This is a genomic window from Vibrio misgurnus, from assembly GCF_029635775.1.
GTDB classification, from domain to species: domain Bacteria; phylum Pseudomonadota; class Gammaproteobacteria; order Enterobacterales; family Vibrionaceae; genus Vibrio; species Vibrio chanodichtyis.
Genome location: NZ_CP113241.1, coordinates 1,188,058 through 1,214,336, shown reverse-complemented (window position 1 = coordinate 1,214,336; position 26,279 = coordinate 1,188,058). Strand labels below are relative to the sequence as shown.

The 26,279-nt window shown below is 46.7% G+C and carries 24 protein-coding genes and 1 riboswitch; of the genes, 7 read left to right on the top strand and 17 right to left on the bottom strand.

Annotation, left to right across the window (positions count from 1 at the left end; translation table 11 throughout):
- Window positions 1-34 precede the first annotated feature (34 nt).
- Together OOK74_RS05730 and OOK74_RS05725 are read left to right on the top strand one after the other, a co-directional pair.
- Complete coding sequence (locus tag OOK74_RS05730; protein WP_166013031.1) at window positions 35-1,066, top strand: extracellular solute-binding protein; 1,032 nt, start codon at window positions 35-37, stop codon at window positions 1,064-1,066.
- A 112-nt stretch (window positions 1,067-1,178) separates the two neighbouring features.
- Entirely contained in the window at window positions 1,179-2,216 is a 1,038-nt protein-coding gene (locus OOK74_RS05725; protein WP_274721888.1) for an extracellular solute-binding protein, read from the top strand.
- Between the two features lie 105 nt (window positions 2,217-2,321).
- Here OOK74_RS05725 and OOK74_RS05720 read toward each other — a convergent pair whose 3' ends face one another.
- Window positions 2,322-3,056, bottom strand: a complete 735-nt coding sequence (locus tag OOK74_RS05720; RefSeq protein WP_274721889.1) for a chromosome partitioning protein ParA — start codon at window positions 3,054-3,056, stop codon at window positions 2,322-2,324.
- A 16-nt stretch (window positions 3,057-3,072) separates the two neighbouring features.
- A complete protein-coding gene (locus tag OOK74_RS05715) occupies window positions 3,073-3,231 on the bottom strand; it encodes a hypothetical protein (protein WP_274721890.1) in 159 nt (52 codons plus the stop codon).
- A 308-nt stretch (window positions 3,232-3,539) separates the two neighbouring features.
- Window positions 3,540-3,638: riboswitch (glycine riboswitch) on the top strand.
- Window positions 3,639-3,730: 92 nt separating this feature from the next.
- Here OOK74_RS05715 and OOK74_RS05710 point away from each other — a divergent pair.
- Window positions 3,731-5,104, top strand: coding sequence for an alanine/glycine:cation symporter family protein (locus OOK74_RS05710; RefSeq protein WP_274721891.1), 1,374 nt, complete (start codon window positions 3,731-3,733; stop codon window positions 5,102-5,104).
- 75 nt (window positions 5,105-5,179) lie between these two features.
- Here OOK74_RS05710 and OOK74_RS05705 read toward each other — a convergent pair whose 3' ends face one another.
- From OOK74_RS05705 to OOK74_RS05650, 12 genes are all read right to left on the bottom strand, one after another.
- Complete coding sequence (locus OOK74_RS05705; RefSeq protein ID WP_274721892.1) at window positions 5,180-5,818, bottom strand: LysE family translocator; 639 nt, start codon at window positions 5,816-5,818, stop codon at window positions 5,180-5,182.
- A 98-nt stretch (window positions 5,819-5,916) separates the two neighbouring features.
- Window positions 5,917-7,170: an allantoate amidohydrolase gene (locus tag OOK74_RS05700; RefSeq protein WP_274721893.1), complete on the bottom strand. Its 1,254-nt coding sequence runs from the start codon at window positions 7,168-7,170 to the stop codon at window positions 5,917-5,919.
- 87 nt (window positions 7,171-7,257) lie between these two features.
- Window positions 7,258-8,490: a pyridoxal-phosphate-dependent aminotransferase family protein gene (locus OOK74_RS05695; protein ID WP_274721894.1), complete on the bottom strand. Its 1,233-nt coding sequence runs from the start codon at window positions 8,488-8,490 to the stop codon at window positions 7,258-7,260.
- 1 nt (window position 8,491) lies between these two features.
- The gene (locus OOK74_RS05690) at window positions 8,492-10,057 is read right to left on the bottom strand and encodes a gamma-glutamyltransferase family protein (RefSeq protein ID WP_274721895.1); all 1,566 of its coding nucleotides are present in this window, start codon (window positions 10,055-10,057) and stop codon (window positions 8,492-8,494) included.
- Window positions 10,058-10,073: 16 nt separating this feature from the next.
- Window positions 10,074-11,249: an amidase gene (locus tag OOK74_RS05685; protein WP_274721896.1), complete on the bottom strand. Its 1,176-nt coding sequence runs from the start codon at window positions 11,247-11,249 to the stop codon at window positions 10,074-10,076.
- Window positions 11,250-11,329: 80 nt separating this feature from the next.
- Window positions 11,330-12,328, bottom strand: coding sequence for a bile acid:sodium symporter family protein (locus OOK74_RS05680; RefSeq protein WP_274721897.1), 999 nt, complete (start codon window positions 12,326-12,328; stop codon window positions 11,330-11,332).
- Window positions 12,329-12,367: 39 nt separating this feature from the next.
- Window positions 12,368-13,189 (bottom strand): MurR/RpiR family transcriptional regulator, encoded by an 822-nt coding sequence (locus tag OOK74_RS05675; RefSeq protein ID WP_274721898.1) that lies wholly within the window; start codon window positions 13,187-13,189, stop codon window positions 12,368-12,370.
- Window positions 13,190-13,208: 19 nt separating this feature from the next.
- Complete coding sequence (locus OOK74_RS05670; protein ID WP_274721899.1) at window positions 13,209-13,937, bottom strand: amino acid ABC transporter ATP-binding protein; 729 nt, start codon at window positions 13,935-13,937, stop codon at window positions 13,209-13,211.
- On the bottom strand, window positions 13,924-14,574 hold the full coding sequence (locus OOK74_RS05665) for an amino acid ABC transporter permease (RefSeq protein ID WP_274721900.1): 651 nt from the start codon (window positions 14,572-14,574) through the stop codon (window positions 13,924-13,926). Before OOK74_RS05665 ends, OOK74_RS05670 begins: the two co-directional genes overlap by 14 nt.
- A gap of 12 nt (window positions 14,575-14,586) precedes the next feature.
- The gene (locus OOK74_RS05660) at window positions 14,587-15,255 is read right to left on the bottom strand and encodes an amino acid ABC transporter permease (protein WP_274721901.1); all 669 of its coding nucleotides are present in this window, start codon (window positions 15,253-15,255) and stop codon (window positions 14,587-14,589) included.
- 15 nt (window positions 15,256-15,270) lie between these two features.
- A complete protein-coding gene (locus tag OOK74_RS05655) occupies window positions 15,271-16,062 on the bottom strand; it encodes a transporter substrate-binding domain-containing protein (RefSeq protein ID WP_274721902.1) in 792 nt (263 codons plus the stop codon).
- 264 nt (window positions 16,063-16,326) lie between these two features.
- Window positions 16,327-17,769 carry an NCS1 family nucleobase:cation symporter-1 gene (locus OOK74_RS05650; RefSeq protein WP_274721903.1) on the bottom strand — a complete coding sequence of 481 codons (1,443 nt, stop codon included), beginning with the start codon at window positions 17,767-17,769 and terminating at the stop codon, window positions 16,327-16,329.
- Window positions 17,770-18,044: 275 nt separating this feature from the next.
- Here OOK74_RS05650 and OOK74_RS05645 point away from each other — a divergent pair, with 275 nt between their 5' ends.
- The 4 genes from OOK74_RS05645 to OOK74_RS05630 all read left to right on the top strand — a co-directional run bounded on the left by OOK74_RS05645 (window position 18,045) and on the right by OOK74_RS05630 (window position 21,992).
- A complete protein-coding gene (locus tag OOK74_RS05645) occupies window positions 18,045-18,716 on the top strand; it encodes a GntR family transcriptional regulator (protein WP_274721904.1) in 672 nt (223 codons plus the stop codon).
- A 3-nt stretch (window positions 18,717-18,719) separates the two neighbouring features.
- Window positions 18,720-19,451, top strand: coding sequence for an aspartate/glutamate racemase family protein (locus tag OOK74_RS05640; protein WP_274721905.1), 732 nt, complete (start codon window positions 18,720-18,722; stop codon window positions 19,449-19,451).
- Between the two features lie 22 nt (window positions 19,452-19,473).
- Complete coding sequence (gene puuE / locus OOK74_RS05635) at window positions 19,474-20,403, top strand: allantoinase PuuE (RefSeq protein WP_274721906.1); 930 nt, start codon at window positions 19,474-19,476, stop codon at window positions 20,401-20,403.
- A gap of 104 nt (window positions 20,404-20,507) precedes the next feature.
- Window positions 20,508-21,992 carry a carboxypeptidase M32 gene (locus OOK74_RS05630; RefSeq protein ID WP_274721907.1) on the top strand — a complete coding sequence of 495 codons (1,485 nt, stop codon included), beginning with the start codon at window positions 20,508-20,510 and terminating at the stop codon, window positions 21,990-21,992.
- 84 nt (window positions 21,993-22,076) lie between these two features.
- On the opposite strand, the gene vceB is transcribed toward OOK74_RS05630, so the two are convergent.
- Genes vceB through OOK74_RS05615 form a run of 3 tightly spaced genes read right to left on the bottom strand, consistent with a single transcriptional unit; the run spans window position 22,077 to window position 26,278 of the window.
- Window positions 22,077-23,612, bottom strand: coding sequence for a multidrug efflux MFS transporter permease subunit VceB (gene vceB, locus OOK74_RS05625; RefSeq protein WP_274721908.1), 1,536 nt, complete (start codon window positions 23,610-23,612; stop codon window positions 22,077-22,079).
- A 9-nt stretch (window positions 23,613-23,621) separates the two neighbouring features.
- Window positions 23,622-24,809, bottom strand: a complete 1,188-nt coding sequence (locus OOK74_RS05620; protein ID WP_274721909.1) for an HlyD family secretion protein — start codon at window positions 24,807-24,809, stop codon at window positions 23,622-23,624.
- Between the two features lie 14 nt (window positions 24,810-24,823).
- Window positions 24,824-26,278: an AdeC/AdeK/OprM family multidrug efflux complex outer membrane factor gene (locus tag OOK74_RS05615; RefSeq protein WP_274721910.1), complete on the bottom strand. Its 1,455-nt coding sequence runs from the start codon at window positions 26,276-26,278 to the stop codon at window positions 24,824-24,826.
- Between the last annotated feature and the right edge of the window lies 1 nt (window position 26,279).

The window sequence follows — 26,279 nt, the reverse complement described above, 5'->3', positions numbered from 1 at the left end:
CATTAGGGCAACGTTTAGTTTGGAGCTAACGTCGATGAAAAAACTGGCTACTTTTTTAGCGGGTAGCGCATGTGCGCTTTCTCTGTTGTCTGGCACAGCGGCAGCGGAAGATAAGGAACTGGTGTTTATGAACTGGGGTCCGTATATCAATAGCGGTATCTTAGAGCAATTCACCAAGGAAACGGGGATCAAAGTTATCTACTCAACTTATGAGTCAAACGAAACTTTGTATGCAAAACTCAAAACGCACAATCAAGGGTATGATCTGGTTGTTCCATCGACCTACTTCGTAGCCAAAATGCGTGATGAAGGTATGCTACAACCAATTGACAAATCAAAGCTGAGCAACTTTGACCAACTTGATCCTAATTACCTAGACAAAGCTTATGATCCAAACAACGACTACTCTATTCCACACGTTGTTGCGATCACAGGCTTAGCGGTTAACACCGACATGTATGATCCCAATGACTTCCAAAGCTGGGCTGACCTCTGGAAACCAGAGCTAAAAGGTCAACTGATGTTGATGGATGATACGCGTGAAGTGTTCCACATTGCTCTGCGTAAGCTGGGTTACTCTGGTAACTCGACAGACGATAAGCAGATTGATGAAGCCTATGCGGAACTGCGCAAATTAATGCCAAATGTGTTGGTGTTCAACTCTGATAACCCAGCCGCACCTTATCTTTCTGGTGAAGTCGGTCTTGGTATGCTGTGGAACGGCTCTGCTGCTGCTGCACAAAAAGAAGGTCTACCGATCAAGCTAGTCTTCCCGAAAGAAGGCGGCATTGGTTGGGTGGACAACTTTGCGATTTCTTCTGGCGCGAAAAACGTCAATGCAGCGCATAAAATGATCGATTTCCTGCTGCGTCCTGAAATTGCTGAGCAAATTTCACGTGACACTGGCTACCTCACTGGCGTTAAAGCATCTAACGACAAATTCCAAGATGTCGCCCCACTCTTCCCATCACAAGAAGATTTGGATCGCGTGGAATGGCAATCAGCCGTCGGCGATAAGACCGTCAAATATGAAGATTACTTCATGAAGCTGAAAGCCGGTCAATAACACCGCACAAGAGAACCCGATAGGCAGCATTTGCTGCCTATCTTTTTTTATCTTGTTATACTTGCTCCATTCTACGCCGAGTTAGGTTCTTTCTATTTACCATGGGAACGTAATGAAAAATAAACTGTTTGCGAGTGCGTTATGCGCAGCAGCCTTGTTCACCTCCAATACAATGGCTAAAGACCAAGAGCTGTACTTCTACAATTGGTCTGAATATATCCCAAGCGGGATCTTAGAAGAGTTCACCAAAGAGACGGGTATCAAGGTAATTTATGCCACCTATGAGTCCAATGAAAGCATGTATGCCAAGCTTAAAACGCAAGGTAAAGGCTATGACTTAGTGGTACCTTCCACCTATTTTGTGTCTAAGATGCGCCAAGAAGGCATGCTGCAGCCGATTGACCATACCAAACTGTCACACTTCCAAGATCTTGATACCAATTATCTGAACAAGCCGTTTGATCCCAATAACCAATACTCGATTCCCTATATCTGGGGAGCCACCGGGATCGGCATTAATAGCGATATGCTCGATAAAAAATCACTCAAAAATTGGAGTGATTTATGGGATGCTAAATGGGTCGGTCAACTGATGTTGATGGATGATTCCCGTGAAGTTTTTCATATTGCGCTAAGCAAGTTAGGCTATTCACCAAATACCACCAATCCTAAAGAGATTGAAGCGGCATATTATGAATTGAAAAAACTGATGCCGAATGTATTAGTGTTCAATTCTGATTTTCCCGCTAATCCGTTTCTGGCTGGGGAAGTATCGTTAGGTATGTTATGGAATGGCTCAGCCTATATGGCGCGCCAAGAAGGTGCGCCAATTGAGATCATTTGGCCAGAAAAAGGCACCATTTTTTGGATGGATAGCCTAGCGATTCCAGCAGGAGCACGCAACATTGATGCGGCGCATAAGATGATTGATTTCCTGCTACGCCCTGAAAACGCGGCCAAAATTGCTTTAGAAATTGGTTATCCAACTCCAGTTAAAACCGCCTATGATCTGTTACCAAACGAATTTGCCGATGATCCGAATATCTATCCACCGCAATCGGTTATCGATAACGGCGAATGGCAAGATCAAGTGGGAGAAGCCAGTGTGCTGTATGACCGATACTTTCAAAAATTGAAGGTCAATAATTAACACGCCTCGTTAAATATTCACGCTCAAAATAGAAAGCCACCTGAAGTGGCTTTCTTTATATGGCTTGGTACTTGCCTCTTAAATTTCACTGACGATGGGATTTGATTACAAACCAATCTCACTGGACAAGGATTTAATCTGCTCCAGATCCATTTGATGAACACGGATCATCTGGTCAATTTGACTAATCCGCGAATTGGCTTCATCTTGCTTGTCACAAGAGTCTGATGTGGCATCCCAAGATTTGCCTTCAAGGTAAATATCACACTCTGTTTTTAAGGCTTTAATTTTAGGTGCCAGTGAGTCTCGCTCTTGTTGCAACCCCGTCAATTCTTGTTTGATTTTCAGTTCACGCTGAAACAATTCTCGAGAACGTTCAAACACAGTAGCTTGCATATCAGCTTGACGATGAAGCTGATTATTTTGCGTATTGGCACGCTCCAATGCTATTTTTTGCTCACCGAGCTGCTGCTCCAAATCGAGATTGTGTTTCTCCAATTCAGCCACATACTTATCACGCTGCACCAATTCCGCTTGCCACTGCTCTTTTTGCTTCGCTAACGCTTGATCCATTTGCAACTGCCACGCTTGTGCTTGGTTTTGCTCGCTGGCTTGTGCCGCTTTCGCCACTTCACTATTAACACTCTTTAATTGTTCCCACTGCATCTGTAGTGCTTGATAGGAGGCTTCCCAACGATTGGTAGTGATAGATGAACCAATCAAACCACCTATTGCCATACCCAAAACCGCCGCAATGGCAATATAGAGATAACTCTGTTTATCTCTGCGTTCGATCACCACAACTTCGTCGTTGTCGTCAAACTCATCGTGTTTATTCACGCCCGCTCCTCTTACATCAGCGAATCAATTCAGAAATCACTAAGAAGGTGGTGTACAAAATCAAGATCATTACACTAACCATTACGACCCCTTTCTGTAATTTCTCATTAGTACGATAGCGGATCAGTACCAATGCTAAAGTTATCAGTAAGGCTATTGCTATTAATCTCACCATCTCGCCTCCTAGCGCGCTTATCTTATACCACTTATACCCAGTTTAACGTCAGAGAAAAGTTGATTACCCATAGAGTTGGATAAAAATACAGCAAGTGATTGCTTTTGTTGATGACATCACATTTTGTTTTCGCTAATATTCCTGTCGCAAATCGTTTTATGTAAGACGATTGTTCCGTTGAAGACTGCAGGAGAGTGGTTGTTAACTAGATTTTAACATCTAAACCTAACAACCTACCGAAGAAGTAAATCTTTCAGGTGCATTATTCTTCGCCATTTGATTGGCAAGAATAAGCGAGGACTGTAGTTGGAGGAACCTCTGGAGAGAACCGTTAAATCGGTCGCCGAAGGAGCAAGCTCTGCGCATAGCAGAGTGAAACTCTCAGGCAAAAGGACAGAGGAGTGAAAGGCCAATCTTTTTAGTAAGCCCGCTAGGGCTTTGCTGTGCATTTTTGCATCCTTTCCCTCTTCTCCTTATGTTTATTTTTTAAGGGGAACTTATGAATAACCTACAATCATTTCTACAAACTGTTGATAGTTTAGTTTGGGGACCACCACTATTAATTTTATTGGTCGGTACCGGTGTCTATTTCACTTTCCGTCTTGGCTTACTGCAATTTCGTCGCCTACCCACTGCGTTAGCCATGGTGTTTGGTGGTGACAAATCTTCCGATAAGCAAGGTGATGTCTCAAGCTTTGCCGCATTGTGTACTGCCCTTTCAGCCACCATTGGTACCGGCAATATTGTCGGGGTTGCTACCGCGATCAAACTCGGTGGCCCTGGCGCTCTATTTTGGATGTGGCTCGCAGCGCTATTCGGTATGGCGACTAAATATGCAGAGTGTCTACTGGCAGTAAAATATCGCCAAGTGGATGACAAAGGACAAATGGTCGGCGGCCCAATGTACTATCTGCGTGATGGGGTTGGCTCTAACACACTGGCGATTCTGTTTGCGATTTTTGCGGTTGGCGTGGCTTGTTTTGGTATTGGTACCTTCCCACAAGTTAATGCGATTTTAGATGCGACCCAAATCTCTTTTGGTGTACCGCGTGAAGCTTCAGCAGTGGTACTCACCTTATTGGTTGCCGTTGTGACGATTGGCGGTATTCAATCGATCGCGAAAGTCGCAGGTAAAGTGGTACCCGCCATGGCGCTATTTTACATTGTCGCTTGTCTGAGCGTGATCATCACCAATGCAGATAAACTGATGGATGCTCTTGAACTGGTGGTGGTTTCTGCGTTTACTTCCAGCGCGGCAACCGGCGGATTTTTAGGCGCGAGCATCATGCTAGCGATTCAATCAGGGATTGCGCGCGGCGTGTTCTCTAACGAATCTGGGCTAGGTAGCGCACCAATGGCCGCTGCTGCTGCCAAAACCGATTCTTGTGTGGAACAAGGGCTGATCTCAATGACCGGCACCTTCTTTGACACCATTATTATTTGTACCATGACTGGTTTAGCCCTGATCCTGACTGGAGCATGGCAAAGCGATCTAGCTGGCGCGGCGATGACCACCTATGCGTTTGCAGAAGGATTAAACGCCCAAACCTTAGGTCCGATGCTGGTATCCATTGGTTTGATGTTCTTTGCCTTTACCACCATCCTCGGCTGGAACTATTACGGCGAACGCTGCATGGTGTTTCTGTTCGGTACCAAAGCGGTATTACCCTATAAAGTGGTATTTATTGCGTTGATTGCCTCTGGTGCATTTTTACATCTCGATTTGATCTGGATTATCGCCGACATTGTCAATGGGTTAATGGCGATCCCTAATTTGATCGGCTTGATTGCACTGCGCCATGTAGTGCTGGAAGAAACTAAGCAGTATTTTGCCCGCTATCAATACGCCACAGTAGAAACGCAAACTCAATAATCTTTTAACATCATAAAATGAATACAAAACGACCACCATCACCGGAGGTCGTTTTTATATAGAGACAATATCAAGTCAGGCTTGCGGTTTTTCTAATAACAGTTTGATCCCCAATGCCACCAACACTAATCCCGTAGTTCCTTCCATCCAACGCATAAATGACGCATTTTTCAGCAAATTCTTAGCACCACTCAACGCGCCGGCTAAACCACACTGCCAAACCATCGCAATCGCAAAATGGATCAATGCCATCAGTAAAGATTGAACTAATGGTGAAAATTGCGGATTAATAAACTGCGGTAGAAAAGCCAGATAAAACACCGCCGTTTTGGGGTTTAACACATTAGAAAGAAAACCTTCACGCAGCGAACGAGTCAGTTGAAACTGTACATGGCTTAAATTCGCCACCTCCATTCCCTGCCCTGATTTTATTAGTGCACGTAAGCTCGAGATACCAAGCCAGATCAAATACAGCGCACCGACCATTTTCACCAAATGAAACAGCTCGGCGGATTGAGCCAGCACAGCTGAAATCCCTATCGCAGAAAAGGTGGCATGTACAAATAACCCACAGCAAATTCCCAAACTGGTGGTACAACCATCAACAAATCCAGCTCGGGTGGTATTGCGGATCACCAAAGCGGTATCCAACCCAGGCGTTAAGGTCAAAATCGTGATCGCGATAAGAAAAGCTTCGAAATTCTGGATAACCATATCAATCCTTGTAACAACATCAGCAAACTTTGCTTATACCGCAAAGCTTTTCATCTGTCTTATGAAGATTTTTCAACTGTCAGAAGCGACTCGGTTAATCATAGAGCCGCCGATTCACTGCAGAGCTTCACCATTTCAATCAAACACTGCAGCGCGATCCCTACATCTTCCACCATGACCTGTTCACGCGGGTTATGACTGATCCCTTGTTCACAACGCACAAATAGCATGCCGATATCGGTCAATTTCGCCATAGCTAATCCATCATGACCAGCACCACTTGGCAAGAAAAGCGGTGCCGATTGAGTAACCGTTTCAACCACGCTCGCCCATTGCTGTTGCAGTTGACGACTACATCGCACTGCATCAGCCTGATAAAGCGTTTGGTAGCCAAAATCCAAACCTCGCTGATAGGCAATTTCCGCTAAGCGTGTCAGTAGCTCGACACTACACCGTTCAAGTGTCGATTGCGACAAACTACGGATATCGATAGTAAAACGAGTTGCACTGGGAATAACGTTCACTGCGCCGGATAACACTTCACATTGACCTACCGTGGCAACAAGCTCATTTTGTTGGGCAAAATGCTCGATATGATTAATCATCTGTGCCGTGCCACATAACGCATCATGACGCAACTTGATCGGAACCGTCCCTGCATGTCCTGCCATGCCTTTTACTTGGCATACATAACGTTTTGCTGCCGCGATCCCCGTGACTACGGCTACGGGCTGATGTTCAACTTCTAACACTGGACCTTGCTCAATATGCACTTCAAGATAAGCCCGAGTTTGCTCGGGTGTGCGTGCATCGTATCCAGCCAATTCAGGATCAAGACCAAAACTACGCATGGCCTCAGCCATGGTCACACCATTCACATCTTTTAAGGTCAACCACTGTCGGTTAAAGCACCCCGCGACACTGCTTGAACCAATCAGTGTCGTGTTGAAACGCGCGCCCTCTTCATCAGCAAAAGCCACAATATCTATGTGAAAAGGAAACGCTTGATCGGTCAATTGAGCCAGCGCTTCAATAGCAATTAAAATCCCTAAATTACCGTCATACTTGCCCGCATTGGTGACAGTGTCACTATGCGAGCCAAGTATCAGTGTTGGTTGCGTTGGATTAGTAGAAACTTTGCGCCCCCATTGGTTTCCAACACTGTCTTGCCAAGTTTTTAAACCAGCCTCCCCCATCCATATCGCTAATTGGTCATGGGCAGCACGATGCTGTGGGGTGAGATAAGCCCGTGTAATAGCCCCTGGATCAGCACTGAATTGAGCCAGTATATCAGCCTGCTCCATCAACTTTATCGCCTGCTGCGCCATCGTGTTTTTCTCTGCTGCTATCATCGGCGCTCCTTAACTTAATTTATCAGACCATTTTTCAGACTAACGTTATGATTAAATTTGTAATATTTGTTCACCTTACTCGCTCATTTAGGCATAGTATTTTATCGCTGCAGCCACCGCTTGCCCCGAAAAAATAGCCGCTTTGTGTTTAATCAGAATCGCTTCCAATGCCACCAGAGTCGACAACACGCACTCTTGGCGAGCGTTGTAACCCATTGTACCAATCCGCCAAATCTTGCCATGTAGTGGGCCAAATGACGTACCAATTTCAATCCCAAAACGCTGTAGTAATTCAAGGCGAACTTCATCACCATTGACATTGGCTGGAATATAAACACCAACCACATTATTCATTTTGTAGGTTTGATCACCGAACAACTCCAACCCCATCGCACGTAGCCCTGCAGCTAACGCGTTCCCAGCTTGTTTATGGCGAGCGATTACGTTATCAGCACCTTCTTCGAGGAAAAGGCGAGCACACTCACGAGCGGCGTATAACATGGATGTGGCTTCAGTATGGTGGTTCAGACGTTCGGGTCCCCAGTAATCCATGATCATCGCTAAATCAAAATAGTTTGACTGGATCATTGCCTCAGCACCCTGAGAATGGTGACCCGCTCGAATCCCGGCTTCGACGTGCTTACGGCGATTAACCAACTCTGCACATTGATCGCTTAACGTTATCGGTGCTGAACCAGAAGGACCACCAAGGCACTTCTGTAAACCTGCAGATACCGCATCGAGATGCCATTCATCGACCTTAAGCTCATTACCGGCAATCGAAGCCGTTGCATCACAGTAAAAAAGTACCCCATGGCGCTGACAGATTTCGCCCATCTCTTTAAGTGGCTGATTCATCGTGGTTGAAGTATCGCCTTGTACTGTTGCCAGCAGCTTAGGCTGAAACGCTTTGACTGCGGCTTCAACTTTCTCAGCTGGGCACACTTCCCCCCATTCAATATCAATAGTTTTGACCTTGGCACCAACACGCTGGGCAATTTCACACAACAGGTGGCCAAAGCGACCAATTACTGGCACCAATACTTTATCCCCCGGCTTGAGTAGCGAAACCAATACCGCTTCAATCCCTGAGCGTGCAGTACCATCCACCAACATCGTTTGCTGGTTTTGCGTCTGAAAAACACCACGATACAGTGACTGAACCTGATTCATATAACCGGTCATCACAGGATCGTATTGACCGATCAGAGATTGAGAAATGGCTTGATGAACACGCGGGTAAGCATTGATGGGACCAGGCCCCATCAGTAACCTCTGTGGCGGGTTAAGGGTTTCAAATAGTTCATTTTTGGTGGTCATATTATTCTCCAAGTAAACTGGTTCCATCACTACGAGGATCACTGGCTGCACGCGCTTTTCCATGTGTGTCGAGAATGATTGCACCAGCATGTCCCATTAATTCATTGTTATTGGCCACGAAGGTAACATCATGGCCACGTTGTTTTAGCGCGGCGCCATATTGGTCATACAAAGCTTGTTCAAGGCGTAAATGATTGGTGCTGTCCCCCCAAGTACGACCAAGCAACCAGCGTGGTTTGGCAAGCGAATCACTAAGCGAGAAGTTTTGATAGTGATAACGGCTAAATAGGCAAGCTTGCGTCTGAGGCTGACCTTCTCCACCCATGGTGCCATAACACATACGGCGACCATCGACCAATTCTGCATAGGCTGGATTTAATGTATGGAAGGGCTTCTTACCGGGAGCCAGCACGTTGTGATGGTGAGCATCAAGCGAGAAGCTTTTCGATCGGATATTCCACAAAATACCGGTTTCCGGCAAAAACACACCAGAACCAAACTCCCAGTAGATGCTTTGAATGAAACTCACCATAGTGCCGTATTGATCGCTCGCTCCCATCCAAATGGTATCCCCCGGTTTTGCCTGATATGGCCAAGGTAACGCCTCATTCATAGATACATTAGCAGCGCATTGATCCACCACGGCGTCAGTTAGCCACTCCTGCAACGGCTGGCGCAAAAGCGCTTCGTCACACACTTCACGATCACGAATGATGAACGCTTGTTTGGTGGCTTCAACGAGCAGATGAATATGGTCAACTTCACTTTGTGCTTGCTCTACCAGTCGGTCATAAATGGCAAGGATCAGCAGTGATGCAATACCTTGCGTTGGTGCCCCGAAGTTGTATAAACGGCCTTTTGAGGTGTTGACCGTCAATGGCTTAATCACTTTTGCACGATGAGCATGAAAATCTGCCAGTGTCAGCGGACTGCCTACATCACTAAGCTCTTTGGCCATAGCGGCAGCAATATCACCGCGATAAAAGTCATCTAGCCCATGAATCGCCAGTTGTTGTAATGTATTCGCCAACGGTTGATTAACCAACCGATCTCCCACGCGAAGCGTATCGCCCTGTTTTAGAAAATACTGAGCAAATGCTTGCAATGAAGCGAGCCGTTCAAACGTTTTTTCACTGGCATTAGCCAAGCTTTGCGTCACTTTCACACCATTACGTGCCGCCTCAATCGCCGGTTGCAATAGTGTATTTAAGGTTAAGCAACCAGAATCGATTTCAAGCGCTTTTTGCCAAGCTGAAATGGTGCCTGCCATAGTAATGGCTGACTCGCCACCACTTAATGGCAGCTCATCACTCAATGAACGGTAGTGTTCAACATCGACCTTCAACGCTGCAGCACCACAGCCATCAATCGCAATTGGAGCTTGCCCTGCTTTAGCGATCAGCCAGAAACTATCGCCACCAATCCCATTCATGTGCGGATATTGCACGGCAATCATCGCGGCGGCAGCGACCATAGCCTCACTGGCGGTACCGCCAGCATCTATAATTTGCTGACCAACTTGGGCCGCCTTATAATGCGGGGCTGTAAATGCGGTTTGATATTTCATGAACAATCACCTCAACTTAACCGTTGTAAATGGCTTCACCGGTTACCAACAGATCTTCTTCTTGATGAGGCAAACCGATCAATGAGATGCCGCATGGGCCTTCGTGTAATTCGTCCGTAGGTAGGTGTAGTTGCGGCAATCCCGACAACCCGGCAATACTTGTGAGCCCCATCAGTTGCGAGCGATAAACTGCGAGCGGTTCCGCTGGCATGATCAATGACGGAGGTCCTGATGGTGTGGTGGGAGTTGCCCATAGGCAGTGCTGTCGGTGCAAATGGTGTATTAACTGCTGTTGAAAATCATCCTGCTGCGCTTTGGCGTGTTGGTACTGCTCATGCGTAATATTTTTCGCCCACATCACTCTCTCCCAAATTGCCGGATCTAAGCTATCGCCATATTGTGTCAGCCACGCATCATGCTGTTGAATAATTTCAAACCCTTGGATTATCCGAAATAACAAGCTCAGATCGGCCAGTTGCCAGCCGTTTTCAGCCAAAAAGTGACCCTGTACAAGCTCAATATCACACTTCTGACACTGTTGGATAAAGCGTTCAAGACGCAGAGAACTCATCATCGTTTGGCACTGCACATCCAAATAAATGCGCGTTACCCGCTCGCCAGATTGACTACGTGCCGCCAATACCGCCCACACTTTGCTCATCAGGCTCAAATCACGCGTAACAATACCAGCGGTATCAAAACTTTTGGCCAGTTCAAAACAATGAGCAAGATCAAGCATGCCTAACGTTGGGCGTAGCCCAAAGAGACCGCAATAACTGGCAGGTACACGAACAGAGCCACCCGTATCAGTACCGATGGCAAAGTCGCATTCACCAGCAGCAACTGCAACCGCACTGCCGCTGGAGGAACCTCCGGGAATACAATCTGGAGCTTTGGGATTGATCGGTGTGCCGTAATGAATATTCTGACCATTGAGGCTGTATGCCAACTCGTCGGTCTGAACACGTCCGACACATTCAGCCCCTTGGCTAAGCAGTGCCGTGATCAGCGGCGATGTTTGTGTCGCAATTTGATGGGTATCCAGCCAGATAGGGTTGCCAGCACCCGTTACATAACCTTCAACATCGAATAAATCTTTGAAGACAAATCGGGTTCCAGACAGTGCGCCTGGCGCTGTTGCAGGTAGCATGTCTGGGCCCTGAGAGCAATAAATACGAGCATCCTTACTCATTATATCTCCTTTAGTGTAGTGTCTTTTAGGTACTGAATCCGCAGCGCCTAGCCAGCCTTGTGCTGTTTAATCAATACAACTTAATGGGTCACGATTTTCGGTAATTCACTTTGGCGAGCATAACGATTTGCCAGCACAGCGCAGTAGAAGATCTGAATCGGGTGATACAGCATGATCGGTAGCAGAATCATCCCCAGTGAAGGATCTGCACCAAAAATCACTTTGGCCATTGGAATACCTGCGGCCAGTGTTTTCTTGGTACCACAAAATACCGCGGCCACTTCATCCGGTAGCGCAAATTTAGTACGGCGAGCCCCCCACTGAATAAGATGCACCATGGCCAATAAGATCACTGTGCAAAGCATGATTGATGCCGCCAACAAGCCAACAGAGAACTCTCTCCAGATACCGTTCACAACGGAATCACAAAAGGCGTTATAAACGATCAACAGAATCACGTATTTGTCGACTTTATTGACCACGGCTTGGTGACGCTCAATCCAACCCAGCAAATATGGCCGCATGAGCTGACCTATGATCATTGGAACCAACAACAGCTTGGAAATTGACATCACTGAATTAAGCAAATCAAGTTGTACCCCTTCAAATCCCATGAAGAGTTGGATTAAAAGTGGCGTAATCAACACCCCAAGAATGCTTGAAAGTGAGGCGTTAAAAATAGCGCCAGGCACGTTACCTTTCCCAGCACTGGTCATCGCAACCGATGAAGAAATAGTACTTGGTAAAACCAGCAGATAACAAAAACCGAATGCCAGTGCCGCAGGCATGTATGCCAAGAATGCGGCACCGAAAATCACCCATAACATGGGATACACCACAAACGTCGCGATTTGAATATACACATGTAATCGCCAGTTAGTGATCCCCGCTTTGATCGCTTGCGGTGACAGGCCAAGTCCATGTAAAAAAAACACCAACGCGATACCGATTCCCGTCAGTTGATCTAAATGGATCGTACCGCCACTGCGACCAAATTCAGAGGTTAGCGTCGCCAATCCAATCGCAATCACCATCCCGACTAAAAACCACTCTTTTTTAATTTTTGCTAATAAATTCATTTTGTTATTTTTGCTCTTAGTTGTGTGACTTAACCGTGCCTATGATTCCACTTCGTTCAATTGCCCATAGCTTTGTGAGATATGACGACTGAGTTTGGCGGCATTTTGTCCAAGATGGCGATACACCTTGTTCACCAGATAGGATATTAAGCTCATTGGCACTGCATAACTATCTAACGGTGCCTGATTATTCATATGACAGATCAGGCAATGCATCACCGAACCTGCATATTTATGACCAGATTGATCGGTAATTAACAAACTCGGTTTGCCATGCAAATACTGCATAATTTTCTCAAACTGAGCGACTCGACGACGAATACCAATCACGATCACAAAGTCATCCTCGCTAAGTGAAACCAAATCCTCACCGAGTGTTTGCCCCGGTAAAGGGAGTAATTCAACCTCTGATCGACATTGCATTAATTGCTGACGAAAATGCAGTGCCAGCGGATAACTATTACGGTAACCAATAACTTTCACTCGTTTGGCTTTGGCAATCGCATCAACCAGCTCGGTAATATCAAGTATCGCCAATTGCGCACAAAGTTGTTGCAATGCGCGCATATCGTGTTGAATTTCGGGATCATCAATATTAGATGTCAAGAGCGGAATCCCCTTTTCGCGCTCCTGCATCAGTTCATTACGAAGTGCAACATGATCCTCATAACCCAACTGACGAATAAAACGACTCACACTGGCTTTCGACACCAAGCAAGATTCAGCAATTTCGGCCGTCGACAGCATTAAAATTTTTTCCGGGTTCAGTTGCAGATAATCAGCTACTCGCCGACTGCTTTCGGTCAAACGTGAATATTGCTGCGTAATACGTTCACTCAGTGAGTGATGATTATTGGTCATGTTGACTCCAGCATGATAATTAGCGAACGGCAGATAAAAAGCTTTGTAGTTCGACAGTCTGAGGCGCAGTAAATAGCGCTTCACTCGGGCCGGTTTCCCACACTTTACCTTGATGCATAAACACCACACGATCGCCGACTTCACGAGCAAAATTCATTTCGTGGGTGACCAGAATTAATGTCATCCCTTCTGCTTTTAATTGCTCAAGCACTTTCAGTACTTCGCCAACCAGTTCAGGATCTAATGCAGAGGTAATTTCATCGCACAACAGTACCTTAGGATTCATCGCCAGTGAGCGGGCAATCGCCACCCGTTGTTGTTGGCCACCGGAAAGATTGGCCGGATAGGCATCAAACTTATCGGCCAGGCCGACTTTTGCTAACAAGTCACGTGCCAGTTCCTGGCACTCCGCGGCATTTTTTTTCAAGACCAGTTTAGGAGCGAGCATCACATTTTCACCGACGGTCATATGGGGAAACAGGTTAAAACTCTGAAATACCATACCAATGCTACGGCTCAATAAACGCAATTTGTAATCATCATTTTCGACAGCCTGATTATCGACGATGATCACGCCTTGCTGATAATCTTCTAGGCCATTCATACAGCGTAAAAGTGTACTTTTACCCGAACCACTACGGCCGATAATCGACACCACTTCGCCGGGATTGATTTTAAGGTCCACCCCTTGTAAGACATGGTTTGCACCATAATACTTATGGACTTGTTCAACACTAACTAGTGACATGATTTCGAGTCTCCAAATATCGAGCTAACACAGAAAGAGGAAAACAAAGAGCAAAATAAAACAGTGCGACTAGCGCGAATACTTTAAATGGTTGGAAGGTGGCGTTGTTGAGCATAGTGCCAGCTTTGGTTAACTCAACAAAACCAATGATGGATGCCAGCGCAGTACCTTTCACAATCTGAACTAAGAATCCTACTGTCGGTGCAATGGCTAGACGAGCGGCTTGTGGTACGATGGTATAACGCATGGTTTGCATGTAAGTCAGACCCAACGTGCGGCATGCCTCCCACTGGCCTTTCGGCAAAGATTCAATACAGCTCCGCCAGATATCGTGAAAATAGGCGCTACTGAACAAGGTTAACGATAACACCGCGGCAGTCCAGGCACTGACTTCGACACCGACCAGTGATAACCCAAAAAATGTGAGAAACAATTGCATCAACAGCGGTGTGCCCTGAAACAGCTCCACATACAGCTTAATTAGGCCGCTAAATACCGAGTGTTGCGTACTTCGTAGTAAGGTAATCAACAAGCCCGTTAATCCGCCGCCAACAAAGGCAATTAACGACAATGCCACAGTCCAACGGGCAGCCATTAATAAACTGCGACAAATATCCCAATCGGTAAATTGCATCATAGTTACCTTCTCCTACAACGATGGATTTTTGAATGCGATGCGCTTAACCCACGCAAACATCTGACGCATCCCAATCGCAAGCACCAGATAGATCAGTGCAGTCAACATATAAGATTCGAAACTCAGAAAGCTGCGCGACTGGACAAAGTTGGCTGCGAAGGTCAGATCTTCCACTGCAATTTGCGATACAACCGCGGATCCCAACATCACAATAATGCACTGGCTGACAAGCGCCGGATAAACGCGCTGATAGGCAGGCGCAATCACGATGTGCGTGAAAATTTGCGTGCGAGTTAATCCTAAGCTTTTGCCGGCTTCCCATTGTCCTTTGGGCGTAGCTTCAATTCCTGCACGAATAATCTCCGCGGAATAGGCACCTAAATTGATCACCATAGCAATCACACCAGCCTGCCAGGCAGAAAGTTTGATACCAAGTGCTGGCAAACCAAAAAAAATAAAGAACAATTGCACAATAAACGGAGTGTTACGAATAACCTCGATATAGCAGGTACAAATAAACTTCAGCCAATTTGCTGGACTGGTTTTCGCACTTGCGCACAAAGTACCGAGCAGCAAGCCACCCATCGTTGAAATCATGGTGAGTTCTACAGTAGTGCTCAACCCTGCCACAAATTGTGGTAGGTAAGGCGCTAAACTGCTAAAGTCCAACTGATAGCTCATAGGTTATCCTTAACTTTATGCATCAAGATCGATTGGAAATGAGGCTTTAAGCCATTTTTGTGAAAGTTGCTCCAACACACCCTCTTGTTTCGCCTCACGGATCAAACGGTTAACTTCGTTCAGTAGTGCCTCTTCGCCTTTCATCACCCCGACATAACACGGTGAGTTTTTCAGCAAAAATTTGGTCTGCGGCGCCTTATTGGGATAGCGAGTTGCAATTTCTGCCACTACTAGATTACCGGTTGCAATCAACTGAATCTGACCGGAAAGAAACGCTGACAGTGTGGCGTTGTTGTCTTCAAAACGTTTGATGATCGTATCGCTCGGCACAATCGCACTTAATTGCAAATCTTCCACTGAACCACGTGTCACACCGATGGCTTTGCCAGTCAAATCTGAGGCGCTCGCCACCGCTTGATCGGATGATCCAAACACACCTAAATAAAAAGGTGCGTATGCGGCACTGAAATCAATCACTTTTTCACGTTCGGCATTCTTACCCATGCTGGAAATCACCAAATCGACTTTACCCGTTTGTAGGTAAGGAATACGGTTAGCACTACTGACGGAAACAAGCTCTAATTTGACATCAAGTTTTTGGGCTAGATAATCCGCCATATCGATATCATATCCTTGCGGCTTAAGATCACGTCCCACCGAACCAAAAGGTGGGAAATCTTGCGGAACCGCAACTTTCAATACCCCCTTTTGCTGTATGGACTGCAGTTGGTCAGCTTGAACCATAGCGGAACTGAGCAGTAAACAGGCGGACATCAATCCACTTAACATTGCTGCAAATGATTTCATTGTGAATCTCCTTATCGAAAATGAAACGCTTGAAACATCCATCAAACCATTTGCAACGATTGCGCCAACTCGAAGCCAAAATAAAAAACTCAACAATTTCATGCAATTATTAGTGCTCGTGCGCTTTACAACCTTCCGAGTTGCGCTATGGATGAAACTTTTGGTGCAAAACTGGTCAATAGTGGTGCAATCGTTTCAGATTCACTTCTTAAAAAGGTAGTCTTTGTGCAAAACTACCCATTACAACCAAGCTAACATCAATACTTACAACTTATTCTTGGACAAACCCAACTCTGGAACCCAAGAAAACTCGGAGTCCATCAGATACCGATAGATGATTGCAGACAAACCACCACCGATAAATAGTGCGTAATTCGCCAATTCTGACACGACAAACGTCGCAATGATGGCAATCAAACTGGCACACACCAGCGCATAAACGCTATTCATATTAACTCCATTGCGATACCAGTATTGACCTTGCTTCGATTCAGTGTATAGCGAAGCGATATCTATCTCTCCCTTCTTCACTAGGTAATAATCCACAATAATAATGCCATAAAGCGGGCCAATCATCGCTGCTAGCACATCCACCGTATAATGGATCACTTCTGGGTTATTGAATAAGTTCCACGGTGTCAGCAATACCGAACCAAACGCGGCAATAAACCCTCCAGTCTTAAAGCTGATTTTCTGTGGCGACACGTTAGAAAAATCAAATGCGGGCGCCACAAAGTTCGCCACAATGTTGATGCCAACCGTTGCGAAGATAAAGGTCATCGCCCCCAGTACTGTGATCAGTCCGGAATCGAGGCGCTTTACCGTTTCGACCGGATCGGTGATTATCTCGCCAAACACCGGAATTGACGCCGATACGATTACCACACTGAACGCAGAGAACAGCAAAAAATTTAGTGGCAATCCGAGAAAGTTACCCAGCTTCAACTTTTGATAGCTGTTGCAGTAACGGGAAAAATCACTAAAGTTGAGCGTGGGCCCGGCGAAGTATCCGGCAACCAGCGCACTGGCAATAAACATCTGCACTACCACATCCCAGCCTTCGAGATTTTTCGTGCTTAGGTTAAAGCTGATGTTATCCCAACCGGCCAAATCAATCATATAAATACACAGTGCGAACATGGCGATATAAATCGCTGGGCCTGACCAATCAATCACTTTACGGATCATGTCCATACCAAACATAAATACAATACTCTGAAGTACCCACATTGAGCTAAAACCAATCCAGCCAAGATACGAAAGACCTAAGAATGTCGGTTCAACTAAGTGTTCCAGCTCGGGAGAAAAGTACAGTAATAGAATAATAAATGAGCTGGATGCAAGAAAGGTTTGAATACCGTACCATACAATCGCAATCAAGCCGCGAATTACCGCAGGAATATTGGCGCCGAAGACTCCGAACGACATGCGCGCGATCACAGGAAATGGCACCCCCGCTTTCTGACCTGGTTTACCCATTAGGTTGGCAAACGCCATCACAATAGAAATTCCGGCTAATAAGCTGATAAAAACCTGAATACCATTAAGACCAAGAGCAAATAGACTTGCGGCAAACACATAACCACCAACACTGTGTACGTCCGACATCCAGAACGCAAAAATACTGTACCAACTCCATTTCTGATCTTTATCTGGAAGCAAATCTGCGTTAGCGAGTCTATCGCTGATCGGTAATTCTTTTTTCATAATGTCATACCTTTGATATTTATTGTATACAACTACAAATACAAGGAGTATGCCAAAACAAAAGTTAAAATAACCTATTGATTTTATTAAGCACAACTTAAAAAAACAAGATAGACACGCACCATAAGTGGTCAATAAGCCACAAGTTAGTGCATAAAACAACCAACTAAATCACCCGTTAATACAAGATTAAATCTATTTGTTAACTTGCGTGAAACTGGCAAATGATATACAAACTTTCACTAGCTTTGTATACAAAAATAAAGAGCGTGATTATGTCTAACGACCAAAAAATTTATCAGAAGATGCTAAAAGCGATCGTCGAGCACCAACTTCCTCCTGGTGAACGCCTACCAGAAGACAAGCTTTCAGAAGCATTTGGTGTCAGCCGAACAGGGATTAGAAAGGTGCTGCAACGCTTAGCTTTGGAACGTTTTGTTGTCATTCGGCCAAATAAAGGCGCTCAGGTTAACCGCCCTAGTCGTCAGGAAGCCGAAGAAGTTCTTGATAGCAGAATCATATTAGAGCCACTTTTAGTTCCTGAAATCAGTGAAAACTGGAACCTTGAGATCTCACGGCATTTTCGTGAAATGGTTCATTTGGAAAAGCAGGCCGAGCATGAAGGCAATTTATCCAAGTCCATTCAACTGACGGCAAAATTCCACTATGAGCTAGCACGTATAGCGAATAATCAGGTACTAGCAGAATTTATTGAACAACTGTGCTATCGCTCATCTTTGGTGATCGCAGCATACGGCACGCGAGAAAGCGTCAGTTGTGAGTGTGGTGACCATGTAGAACTGATCAATTTACTCGACCACCACAAAATAGGCGAAGCACAAGAATGGATGCGTCACCACCTACTCCACATCAAACAATCGATTTATTTAACAGGCAAAAAAGATTCTCAAGTGGATTTTAATTCACTATTTAGGCAAATGGATTAATCAATGAAAATTCAGCTTATCAACCCAAATACTTGTCAGGGCATGACTGATAAAATAGCACTTTCCGCACAATCTGTGTGTTTATCCAGTAGTGAAATTATTTCGCGCTCTCCGCTTCATGGCCCAGAAAGTATCGAGTGCGCATTAGATGAAACGATTGCCGCTACAGCACTGCTTGATGTGATTGCGCAAGGTGAAAAAGAAGGCGTTGATGCCCATATCATCGCCTGCTTTGGTGATCCGGCGATTGATGCTGCGCGAGAACTATCGTCGGTTCCCGTAATTGGTATCGCTCAAGCAGCATTTCAGTTGGCAAGCTTGGTATCACATCGCTTTGGCATTGTAACCACCATGTCACGCACACTACCTGCGATCGCAAATCTGCTACATCATTACGGCTATCATCATCTTTGCTCTGGCGTACGCGCAACAAACATTGCGGTGTTGGATCTAGAACAAATTCAGGAAGCAACCTATCAACAGTTGCTACAAGAATGCCATGCTGCCATCAGCCAAGACGGTGCGGAAGCAATTGTACTCGGCTGTGCCGGAATGTCTGATTTAACGGTCAAGCTCTCAGTTGCGCTCAACGTACCTGTTATCGATGGTGTTTCTGCCGCGGTTAAACTGGTCGAATCATTACACGCACTCAAACTCAACACGTCCAAAAGTGGCAATTACGCCACTCCACTAAGCAAATCGTTTCACGGCCGTTATCAACATTGGAGCCGTTAAGTCAGAAACAAGGAACTTCGATATGGAAATCTCAAATCCTCGCGATTACATCGGTTACGGCCGCAAGAATATCCCCGACGCTAACTGGCCGGGTGGAGCTAAAATCGCATTGCAATTTGTCCTAAATTATGAAGAAGGCGGCGAAAACTGTGTGTTGCATGGTGACCAGCACGCTGAAACATTTTTATCTGAGATCGCGGGCGCAGAGCCGTTTACGTCACGGCACATGAGCATGGAATCACTTTATGAATACGGCTCCCGTGCAGGGGTATGGCGCATTCTCAACGAATTTAAACGGCGTGAATTACCGCTGACCATTTTTGGCATCGCTACCGCGTTGGAGCGCAATCCAGAAGTTACACAAGCTTTGATTGAAGATGGTCACGAAATCGCGTGTCATGGTTTAAAGTGGATTCATTACCAAAATATGCCAATAGAGCAAGAGCGCGAGCACATCCATCAAGCACTCAAACTGATTGAAAATCTCACGGGTAAACGTCCGAAGGGTTGGTATACCGGCCGAGATTCACCCAATACCCGCGAATTGCTGGCTGAACATAAAGATTTGCTTTACGACTCGGACTACTATGGTGACGATCTGCCATTCTGGACTCAAGTTCCAGACTGTGATAATCCCGGTTCAACACGTCCACATCTTATAATTCCTTACACGCTGGATACCAACGACATGCGTTTCTCCTCGCCTTATGGTTTTAGTCACGGTGAAGAGTTCTTTCAGTATCTGAAGGAAAACTTTGACTGTTTATACGCTGAAGGCGCGGAAAAACCCAAAATGATGTCTGTCGGTTTACACTGTCGTTTGATTGGTCGGCCAAGCCGTTTTATGGCACTGAAGAAATTCTTAGATTACGTTGCGCAGTATGATAGCGTTTGGATAGCTACACGTGAACAAATCGCTCGCCATTGGATAGCACATCATCCAGCCCCTTAAACTCATTTAACAAACAGGTAAAACTCAAACTCAGCACAATAGTTGGTGATCACAAGCGAGATTGCTACACTGCACTTTCGCTTATCACCACGGCAGGCTATGTCATGAATGCATTTAATCAATTAGTCAAACACTCGAAAAAAGTAGCGAACTTCAATCATTTGTCAGCGATTGTCGGCTGGGATCAAGCGGCCGTGATGCCCAGTGGTGGCGCTGAAGCGCGCTCACAAGCTATGGCAGAGCTTTCTGTGCATATTCACGGTTTAATGACTCAGCCACAGTTGGCTGATTGGTTTGCCGAGGCAGAAAGCGAAACCCTCAATACCGAGCAGCAAGCCACGCTGCGCGAAATGAAACGCCAATGGCAACAAGCGACGGTTCTGCCAGAAGCCTTAGTCGAAGCGCAATCCCTAGCTGGCTCCAAATGTGAGCACGCTTGGCGCAGCCAACGCAAAAATAACGATTGGGCCAGTTTTGAGAAAAACTGGGCGGAAGTGGTCAAACTTTCTCAAGAAGAAGCGCAAATTCGTGCCGAAGCAACTGGGAAAACCCCTTACGATGCGATGCTGGAGCTGTACGAACCGGGCACCACAACTGAACAGCTCAATCGCGTATTTAGTGATGTGAAAACTTGGCTACCGAGCTTGATTGATACAGTGATTGAAAAGCAGAGTTGCGAAAGTTTTATCGCCCCCCAAGGCCACTATTCGGCTGAGAGCCAAAAAGCGCTGGGACTGGATGTGATGCAGTTGCTGCAATTTGATTTTAACCACGGCCGCCTCGATCAAAGCGTACACCCGTTCTGTGGCGGCGTGCCAAGCGATGTGCGCATTACCACGCGCTACAACGAAAACGAATTTGTGCAATCACTGATGGGCATTGTGCATGAAACGGGCCATGCGCGTTACGAGCAAGGTTTACCTAAGCCTCTGGCGGGCACTCCGGCTGGTGAGGCGCGCTCAATGGGTATTCATGAATCGCAATCGCTGTTTTTTGAAATGCAACTCGGACGTCATCCTAGCTTTATTACTCATCTCGCCAAACTGGCTGGGCAGCATTTTAATGCGATCAGCGACCCGCTTTTTCAGGTCGCTAACCTGCAAAAACTCTACACTCGGGTCAAAAAAGATTTTATCCGGGTCGATGCCGATGAACTCACCTACCCAGCCCACGTGATCCTGCGTTTTGAAATCGAACGGGATTTGATGAACGGCAACATCAAACACACTGATGTGCCAGAACTTTGGGATCAAAAAATGCAGGCTTACTTAGGTCTAAGCACCAAAGGCAACTATCAAAATGGCTGTATGCAGGATATTCACTGGACCGATGGCAGCTTTGGCTACTTCCCAAGCTATACCTTAGGTGCCATGTATGCAGCGCAGTTTATGACGGCGATGCAAAAAACCGTGGATGTGGATGGCGCGATTCGCCGTGGCGATCTCTCACCGATTTTTACTTGGTTGTCTGAAAATATCTGGAGTAAAGGTAGTTTGCTGACTACCGATGAACTGGTTAAGGCGGCGACCGGTGACACACTGAATCCTGAGCATTTTAAGCGTCATCTGCAGACGCGTTATTTAGGTTAAAGTGCGATTGAGGTTAAAGTACAATCCAGATAAAAATCCGCCTGTCTAGCAGGCGGATTTCACGTAATGTCACGACTAATGACGCTAATGTACAGCGGAGGTATCGACCGCTTGTTTGGGTCTTGGCGCTAGCCAAATCAAGCCTGCGGCACAGGCAAAAATCAGCGCAATCACCATAAACAATTGATTGGTTGCCACCATCACACTTTGATTTTGCAGTGTCCAATCCATCGATGAACGAACCTGATCAATACTCATGCCACTATTAAGCATAGCTTGCGTCGCAATCCCTACCTTATCGGTTAATCCCGCTAATTCAGCATAGACATAACGCGTTTCATGCTCCCACGAGGTATTGATCATCGAGGTGGCAAATGCGCCAGACAAGGTTCGGATAAAGTTCATTAACCCAGCCGCCGATTCCATTTCATGAGGTTTGACACTGCCGAGGGCAATCGCGGTCAGCGGTACGAAAAACAGCGGCATGCCAATCCCTTGCACAAACATCGGCCAACTGATTTGTGCGAAAGTCATCTCCACCGTATTAAAACCGCGCATCAAGGTCCAGCCGCCGAGCCACATCACCCCAACAAACACAAACGGTCGCGGATCAAATTTCGACGACAAATTAGCGATAACCGGCGCTAAAAATACCGCTAAAATCCCCATGGTGGCCGTGGCATAACCCGAAACCGTGGCGGTGTAGCCCATATAAATTTGCAGCCATAACGGTGTAACCACCGAAATACTAAAAAAAGCCCCAAATGCCAGTGACAATGTCACCATACTGATGCTGTAGCCACGATAGCGGAACACTCGCAGATCAACCACCGGATTGCGTTCGGTTAGTTCCCAAATCAAAAAGGCCACAAAACCAATCGCCGCCACCACCGCAAGGGTAATAATGCGCGACGATTCAAACCAATCATGATCTTTACCTTCATCCAGCATCAACTGTAGTGCCGCCACCCACACCACTAGCAGAGCCAAGCCCACTTTATCAATTTTCGACGGCAGTGCTTTGGTTTCAAATTTTTTCAACAGCTTCCAAGCCAGCAATGCAGCAGCAATTGCCAACGGCATTTTGATGAAAAAGATGTATGGCCAACTGAATTGATCACACAACACACCACCCAAGATCGGCCCCATGATCGGCGCAATCAAGGTGGTCATTGACCAAATGCCAATCGCGGTATGACTTTTGTTTTTGGGGAAGATGCGCATCATCAAGGTTTGTGAAAGAGGCATTAAAGGTCCGCCAGCAAACCCAAGTAACACCCGAAACGTCACCAACATCCCCATACTATTGGCTAATCCACACAGCAGCGAAAAGACCCCAAACAGTATAAAACAGGTGACAAACACACGAATTGAACCAAAGCGTGAGGCTAGCCAACCGGTCAGTGGCACCGAAATGGCTTCGGCGACCGCGTAAGAGGTGATCACATAAGTACCTTGGCTGGTCGAGACGCCTAAACTGCCAGCAATGTTCGAAACCGATACGTTTGCGATAGTGGTATCTAAAATGGCCAGAAAGTTGGCCATCGCCAAACACAGGGCACCTAAAAACAGTGCCCAGCCTGATAGAGGTTGGATGTGATGATCAGAGCTATGACTCATGACTTCACCTTAGCCTTGCTCGGATGCTTTCGCCGCACGATACTGAACCAGAGTCTGTGGATCAGTATTGGCAGCCGTATCCACCGTCACCACCATCGAAAGCCCAACTTGCAGTGGATAAGCTTGCAAATCTTTGGGATCCAACTCGATACGGATTGGTAATCGCTGTACCACTTTAATCCAGTTACCCGTCGCATTTTGGGCGGGGATCATCGAAAATGCTGACCCGGTTCCACCAGAAAAACCGGCGACCACGCCATGATAAGTTACGTTGTCGCCGTACAGATCGGCGGTTAAGGTGACCGGCTGCCCCACTTTTACCTGACGTAGCTCCACCTCTTTGAAGTTAGCATCCACATAAATCTGATTGGTCGGTACGATTGCCATCAATGGTGTGCCAACTTGGATACGGCGTCCCACTTGCACTTGGCGTTTGGCAATCACCCCACTGATCGGGGCACGAATCACCGTGCGCTCAAGATCGATGCTCGCTTGCTCAAATCTTGCCTTGGCCAACAATACTTCAGGGTTACTCTCTAGCGTGCTGTTATCGGTTAAAGCGGCATTAGCTTTTTGTGAACCGATCGCGGAAAGCTTGGTGGCCTGTGCTTGCGCCATCGCAGCTTGGGCTGCATTAAGATTGGCCTCGGCTTGGGCATAACTGGTTTTGGCATTGGTCAACTCTTCCCCGGAAACCGAGCCAGAGCGCACCAAATCTTCACGGCGTGACAGATCAATCTTTGCCCGTGCAAAATCGGCTTGGGCCGCGTTTAACTGAGCCTTAACTCGCTGCTGATTGGCTTGCTGAGCCTCAACCATCGCGCTTAAACCTTCATCGTTAGCCAGATAGCTACGCACCCGACGCTGCGCCAAGGCTAAATCCGCCTCCGCTTGACGTAAGGCCAGTCGCGCATCGCTATCATCCAATTGCACCAGCACATCGCCCTGCTGCACGTATTCCGTATCCACCACATTGACTTGGGCAACGATCCCGCTCACTGCCGGCGTTACTTCCGCAATTTCAGCAGCAGCATAAGCGTTATCAGTTGAAATATAACGCGAGCCGATAAAATGCCAATAAGCGGCATAACTGCCACCGGCAACCACAATCGCAGCCGCTAAAGCGAGAAAACCGGTTTTGCGTGATTGTGCCGCGCGTTCACCATCAAATTCGGCATTAGTATTATTTGAATTCATAGCAAAGAAACCCATTAAGATTCTGTTGTAGTAAAACCGCCGCCCAGCGCATGGATCAGCGCCAGATCAAGACTAAAAGCCCGTGACTGTAAATTAACCAGTGCGGTTTGATTATTGAGCAGTGACTCTTCAGCCACCAACACATCAAGATAAGTCGCTAATCCACCTTGGTAACGATTGGTCGCAATACGTAGCGCAAGCTCTGCCTGATGTACGGCTTGCTCGGTTTTGCTGATCCGTCCCTGTAAGGCTTGGCGACTGGTAAGTACATCCGCCACTTGGTGCAATGCGTCAATTAGCGTGGCATTGTATTGCGCTACCGCTTCTTGATAACGAGCTTGCGCCGCGGTTAACTGCCCTTCTAAACGCCCACCCGTGAACAGTGGTAGATAAATCGCAGGCCCGATCGCCCCCGCGTCATTACCGCTGTTAAACAAGTTATCAAGGCCAAAGGCTTGATAACCGATAAACGCCGACAACGTCACATCAGGATAGAATTGTGCAGCCGCAATACCCACGTGCTGGGCCGCCGCCGCGGCACGCCAACGTGCAGCGGTAATATCAGCCCGATGCCCTAACAGGCCAATGCCAGCATCTTGAGGCAAACCGTAATCAGCATTTAGCGCAATGTGTGGCTCACTAATCGTGAGTGCACGATCTGGCCCCAGCCCAACCAAAGCCGCTAACTGATTTTTCTGCAGTTGGATCGCTTCATTGATAGCCAACCATTCAGCTTCGACACTGGCCGCAATCGCTTTAGCTTGACTGACGGAGCCTTGCGTCTCCAAACCATTCCGGTAACGCATCTCCAGCAGCTCAACGGTTTTGTTACGCACTTCCAGTGCCGCATGCACGGTATGTTGATTGGCATACAGCCGCGCCAATTCCGCATACGCATTAGCAATCGAGGTGCTGATCATTAAACGAGCAGCCGCATTTTCTGCAGTTGCTGCCGCTAATTCGGAAGTCGCCGCCGTCAGCGCAGCACGATTCTTCCCCCAAAAGTCAAAGTCATATTGAAAATTAAGCGTCAAGGTACCGTAATCATTCCATCCATCCGGTGGATTAGCGGTTTGATAACGCTCACTGACTTTACTTTGAGTCGCCGATGCCGCTAGCCCTAAATCAAATGAGCGCACCGCGCCAGCTTGCTGAGCCAAACCTTGCGCGCGCGTTAATCTCGCCATCGCGATATCCAATGATGGTGAATGAAGTAAAGCTTCTTCAATCAATTGATTTAATTGTTGATCTTGATAACGCAGCCACCAATTCGCTGATGGCCAGTCCATAGCAGCTTGATGAGAAAAGGTGCCGGTGACGCCCAGTTGATTGGTATCGCGGATTGTCGCCAGATCAGGATAATCATCCGCCACCGAGCAGCCGACTAACATCAAGCTACTCAGTAAAGAAACGGCAAAATAAGGCGCAGTTTTACGCAGTAAACTGGCCGCTTGAACGCTATTTTTCACA

Bases quoted from the DNA above. Each gene is read 5' to 3' on its own strand.
- OOK74_RS05660 (WP_274721901.1), bottom strand. From the start codon at position 15,255: ATGAGCTATCAGTTGGACTTTAGCAGTTTAGCGCCTTACCTACCACAA.
- puuE (WP_274721906.1), top strand. From the start codon at position 19,474: ATGGAAATCTCAAATCCTCGCGATTACATCGGTTACGGCCGCAAGAAT.
- OOK74_RS05680 (WP_274721897.1), bottom strand. From the start codon at position 12,328: ATGAATTTATTAGCAAAAATTAAAAAAGAGTGGTTTTTAGTCGGGATG.
- OOK74_RS05710 (WP_274721891.1), top strand. From the start codon at position 3,731: ATGAATAACCTACAATCATTTCTACAAACTGTTGATAGTTTAGTTTGG.
- OOK74_RS05640 (WP_274721905.1), top strand. From the start codon at position 18,720: ATGAAAATTCAGCTTATCAACCCAAATACTTGTCAGGGCATGACTGAT.
- OOK74_RS05685 (WP_274721896.1), bottom strand. From the start codon at position 11,249: ATGAGTAAGGATGCTCGTATTTATTGCTCTCAGGGCCCAGACATGCTA.
- OOK74_RS05695 (WP_274721894.1), bottom strand. From the start codon at position 8,490: ATGACCACCAAAAATGAACTATTTGAAACCCTTAACCCGCCACAGAGG.
- OOK74_RS05670 (WP_274721899.1), bottom strand. From the start codon at position 13,937: ATGTCACTAGTTAGTGTTGAACAAGTCCATAAGTATTATGGTGCAAAC.
- OOK74_RS05620 (WP_274721909.1), bottom strand. From the start codon at position 24,809: ATGAATTCAAATAATACTAATGCCGAATTTGATGGTGAACGCGCGGCA.
- OOK74_RS05700 (WP_274721893.1), bottom strand. From the start codon at position 7,170: ATGATAGCAGCAGAGAAAAACACGATGGCGCAGCAGGCGATAAAGTTG.
- OOK74_RS05690 (WP_274721895.1), bottom strand. From the start codon at position 10,057: ATGAAATATCAAACCGCATTTACAGCCCCGCATTATAAGGCGGCCCAA.
- OOK74_RS05725 (WP_274721888.1), top strand. From the start codon at position 1,179: ATGAAAAATAAACTGTTTGCGAGTGCGTTATGCGCAGCAGCCTTGTTC.
- OOK74_RS05665 (WP_274721900.1), bottom strand. From the start codon at position 14,574: ATGATGCAATTTACCGATTGGGATATTTGTCGCAGTTTATTAATGGCT.
- OOK74_RS05675 (WP_274721898.1), bottom strand. From the start codon at position 13,189: ATGACCAATAATCATCACTCACTGAGTGAACGTATTACGCAGCAATAT.
- OOK74_RS05630 (WP_274721907.1), top strand. From the start codon at position 20,508: ATGAATGCATTTAATCAATTAGTCAAACACTCGAAAAAAGTAGCGAAC.
- OOK74_RS05655 (WP_274721902.1), bottom strand. From the start codon at position 16,062: ATGAAATCATTTGCAGCAATGTTAAGTGGATTGATGTCCGCCTGTTTA.
- OOK74_RS05730 (WP_166013031.1), top strand. From the start codon at position 35: ATGAAAAAACTGGCTACTTTTTTAGCGGGTAGCGCATGTGCGCTTTCT.
- OOK74_RS05705 (WP_274721892.1), bottom strand. From the start codon at position 5,818: ATGGTTATCCAGAATTTCGAAGCTTTTCTTATCGCGATCACGATTTTG.
- vceB (WP_274721908.1), bottom strand. From the start codon at position 23,612: ATGAGTCATAGCTCTGATCATCACATCCAACCTCTATCAGGCTGGGCA.
- OOK74_RS05645 (WP_274721904.1), top strand. From the start codon at position 18,045: ATGTCTAACGACCAAAAAATTTATCAGAAGATGCTAAAAGCGATCGTC.
- OOK74_RS05715 (WP_274721890.1), bottom strand. From the start codon at position 3,231: ATGGTGAGATTAATAGCAATAGCCTTACTGATAACTTTAGCATTGGTA.
- OOK74_RS05650 (WP_274721903.1), bottom strand. From the start codon at position 17,769: ATGAAAAAAGAATTACCGATCAGCGATAGACTCGCTAACGCAGATTTG.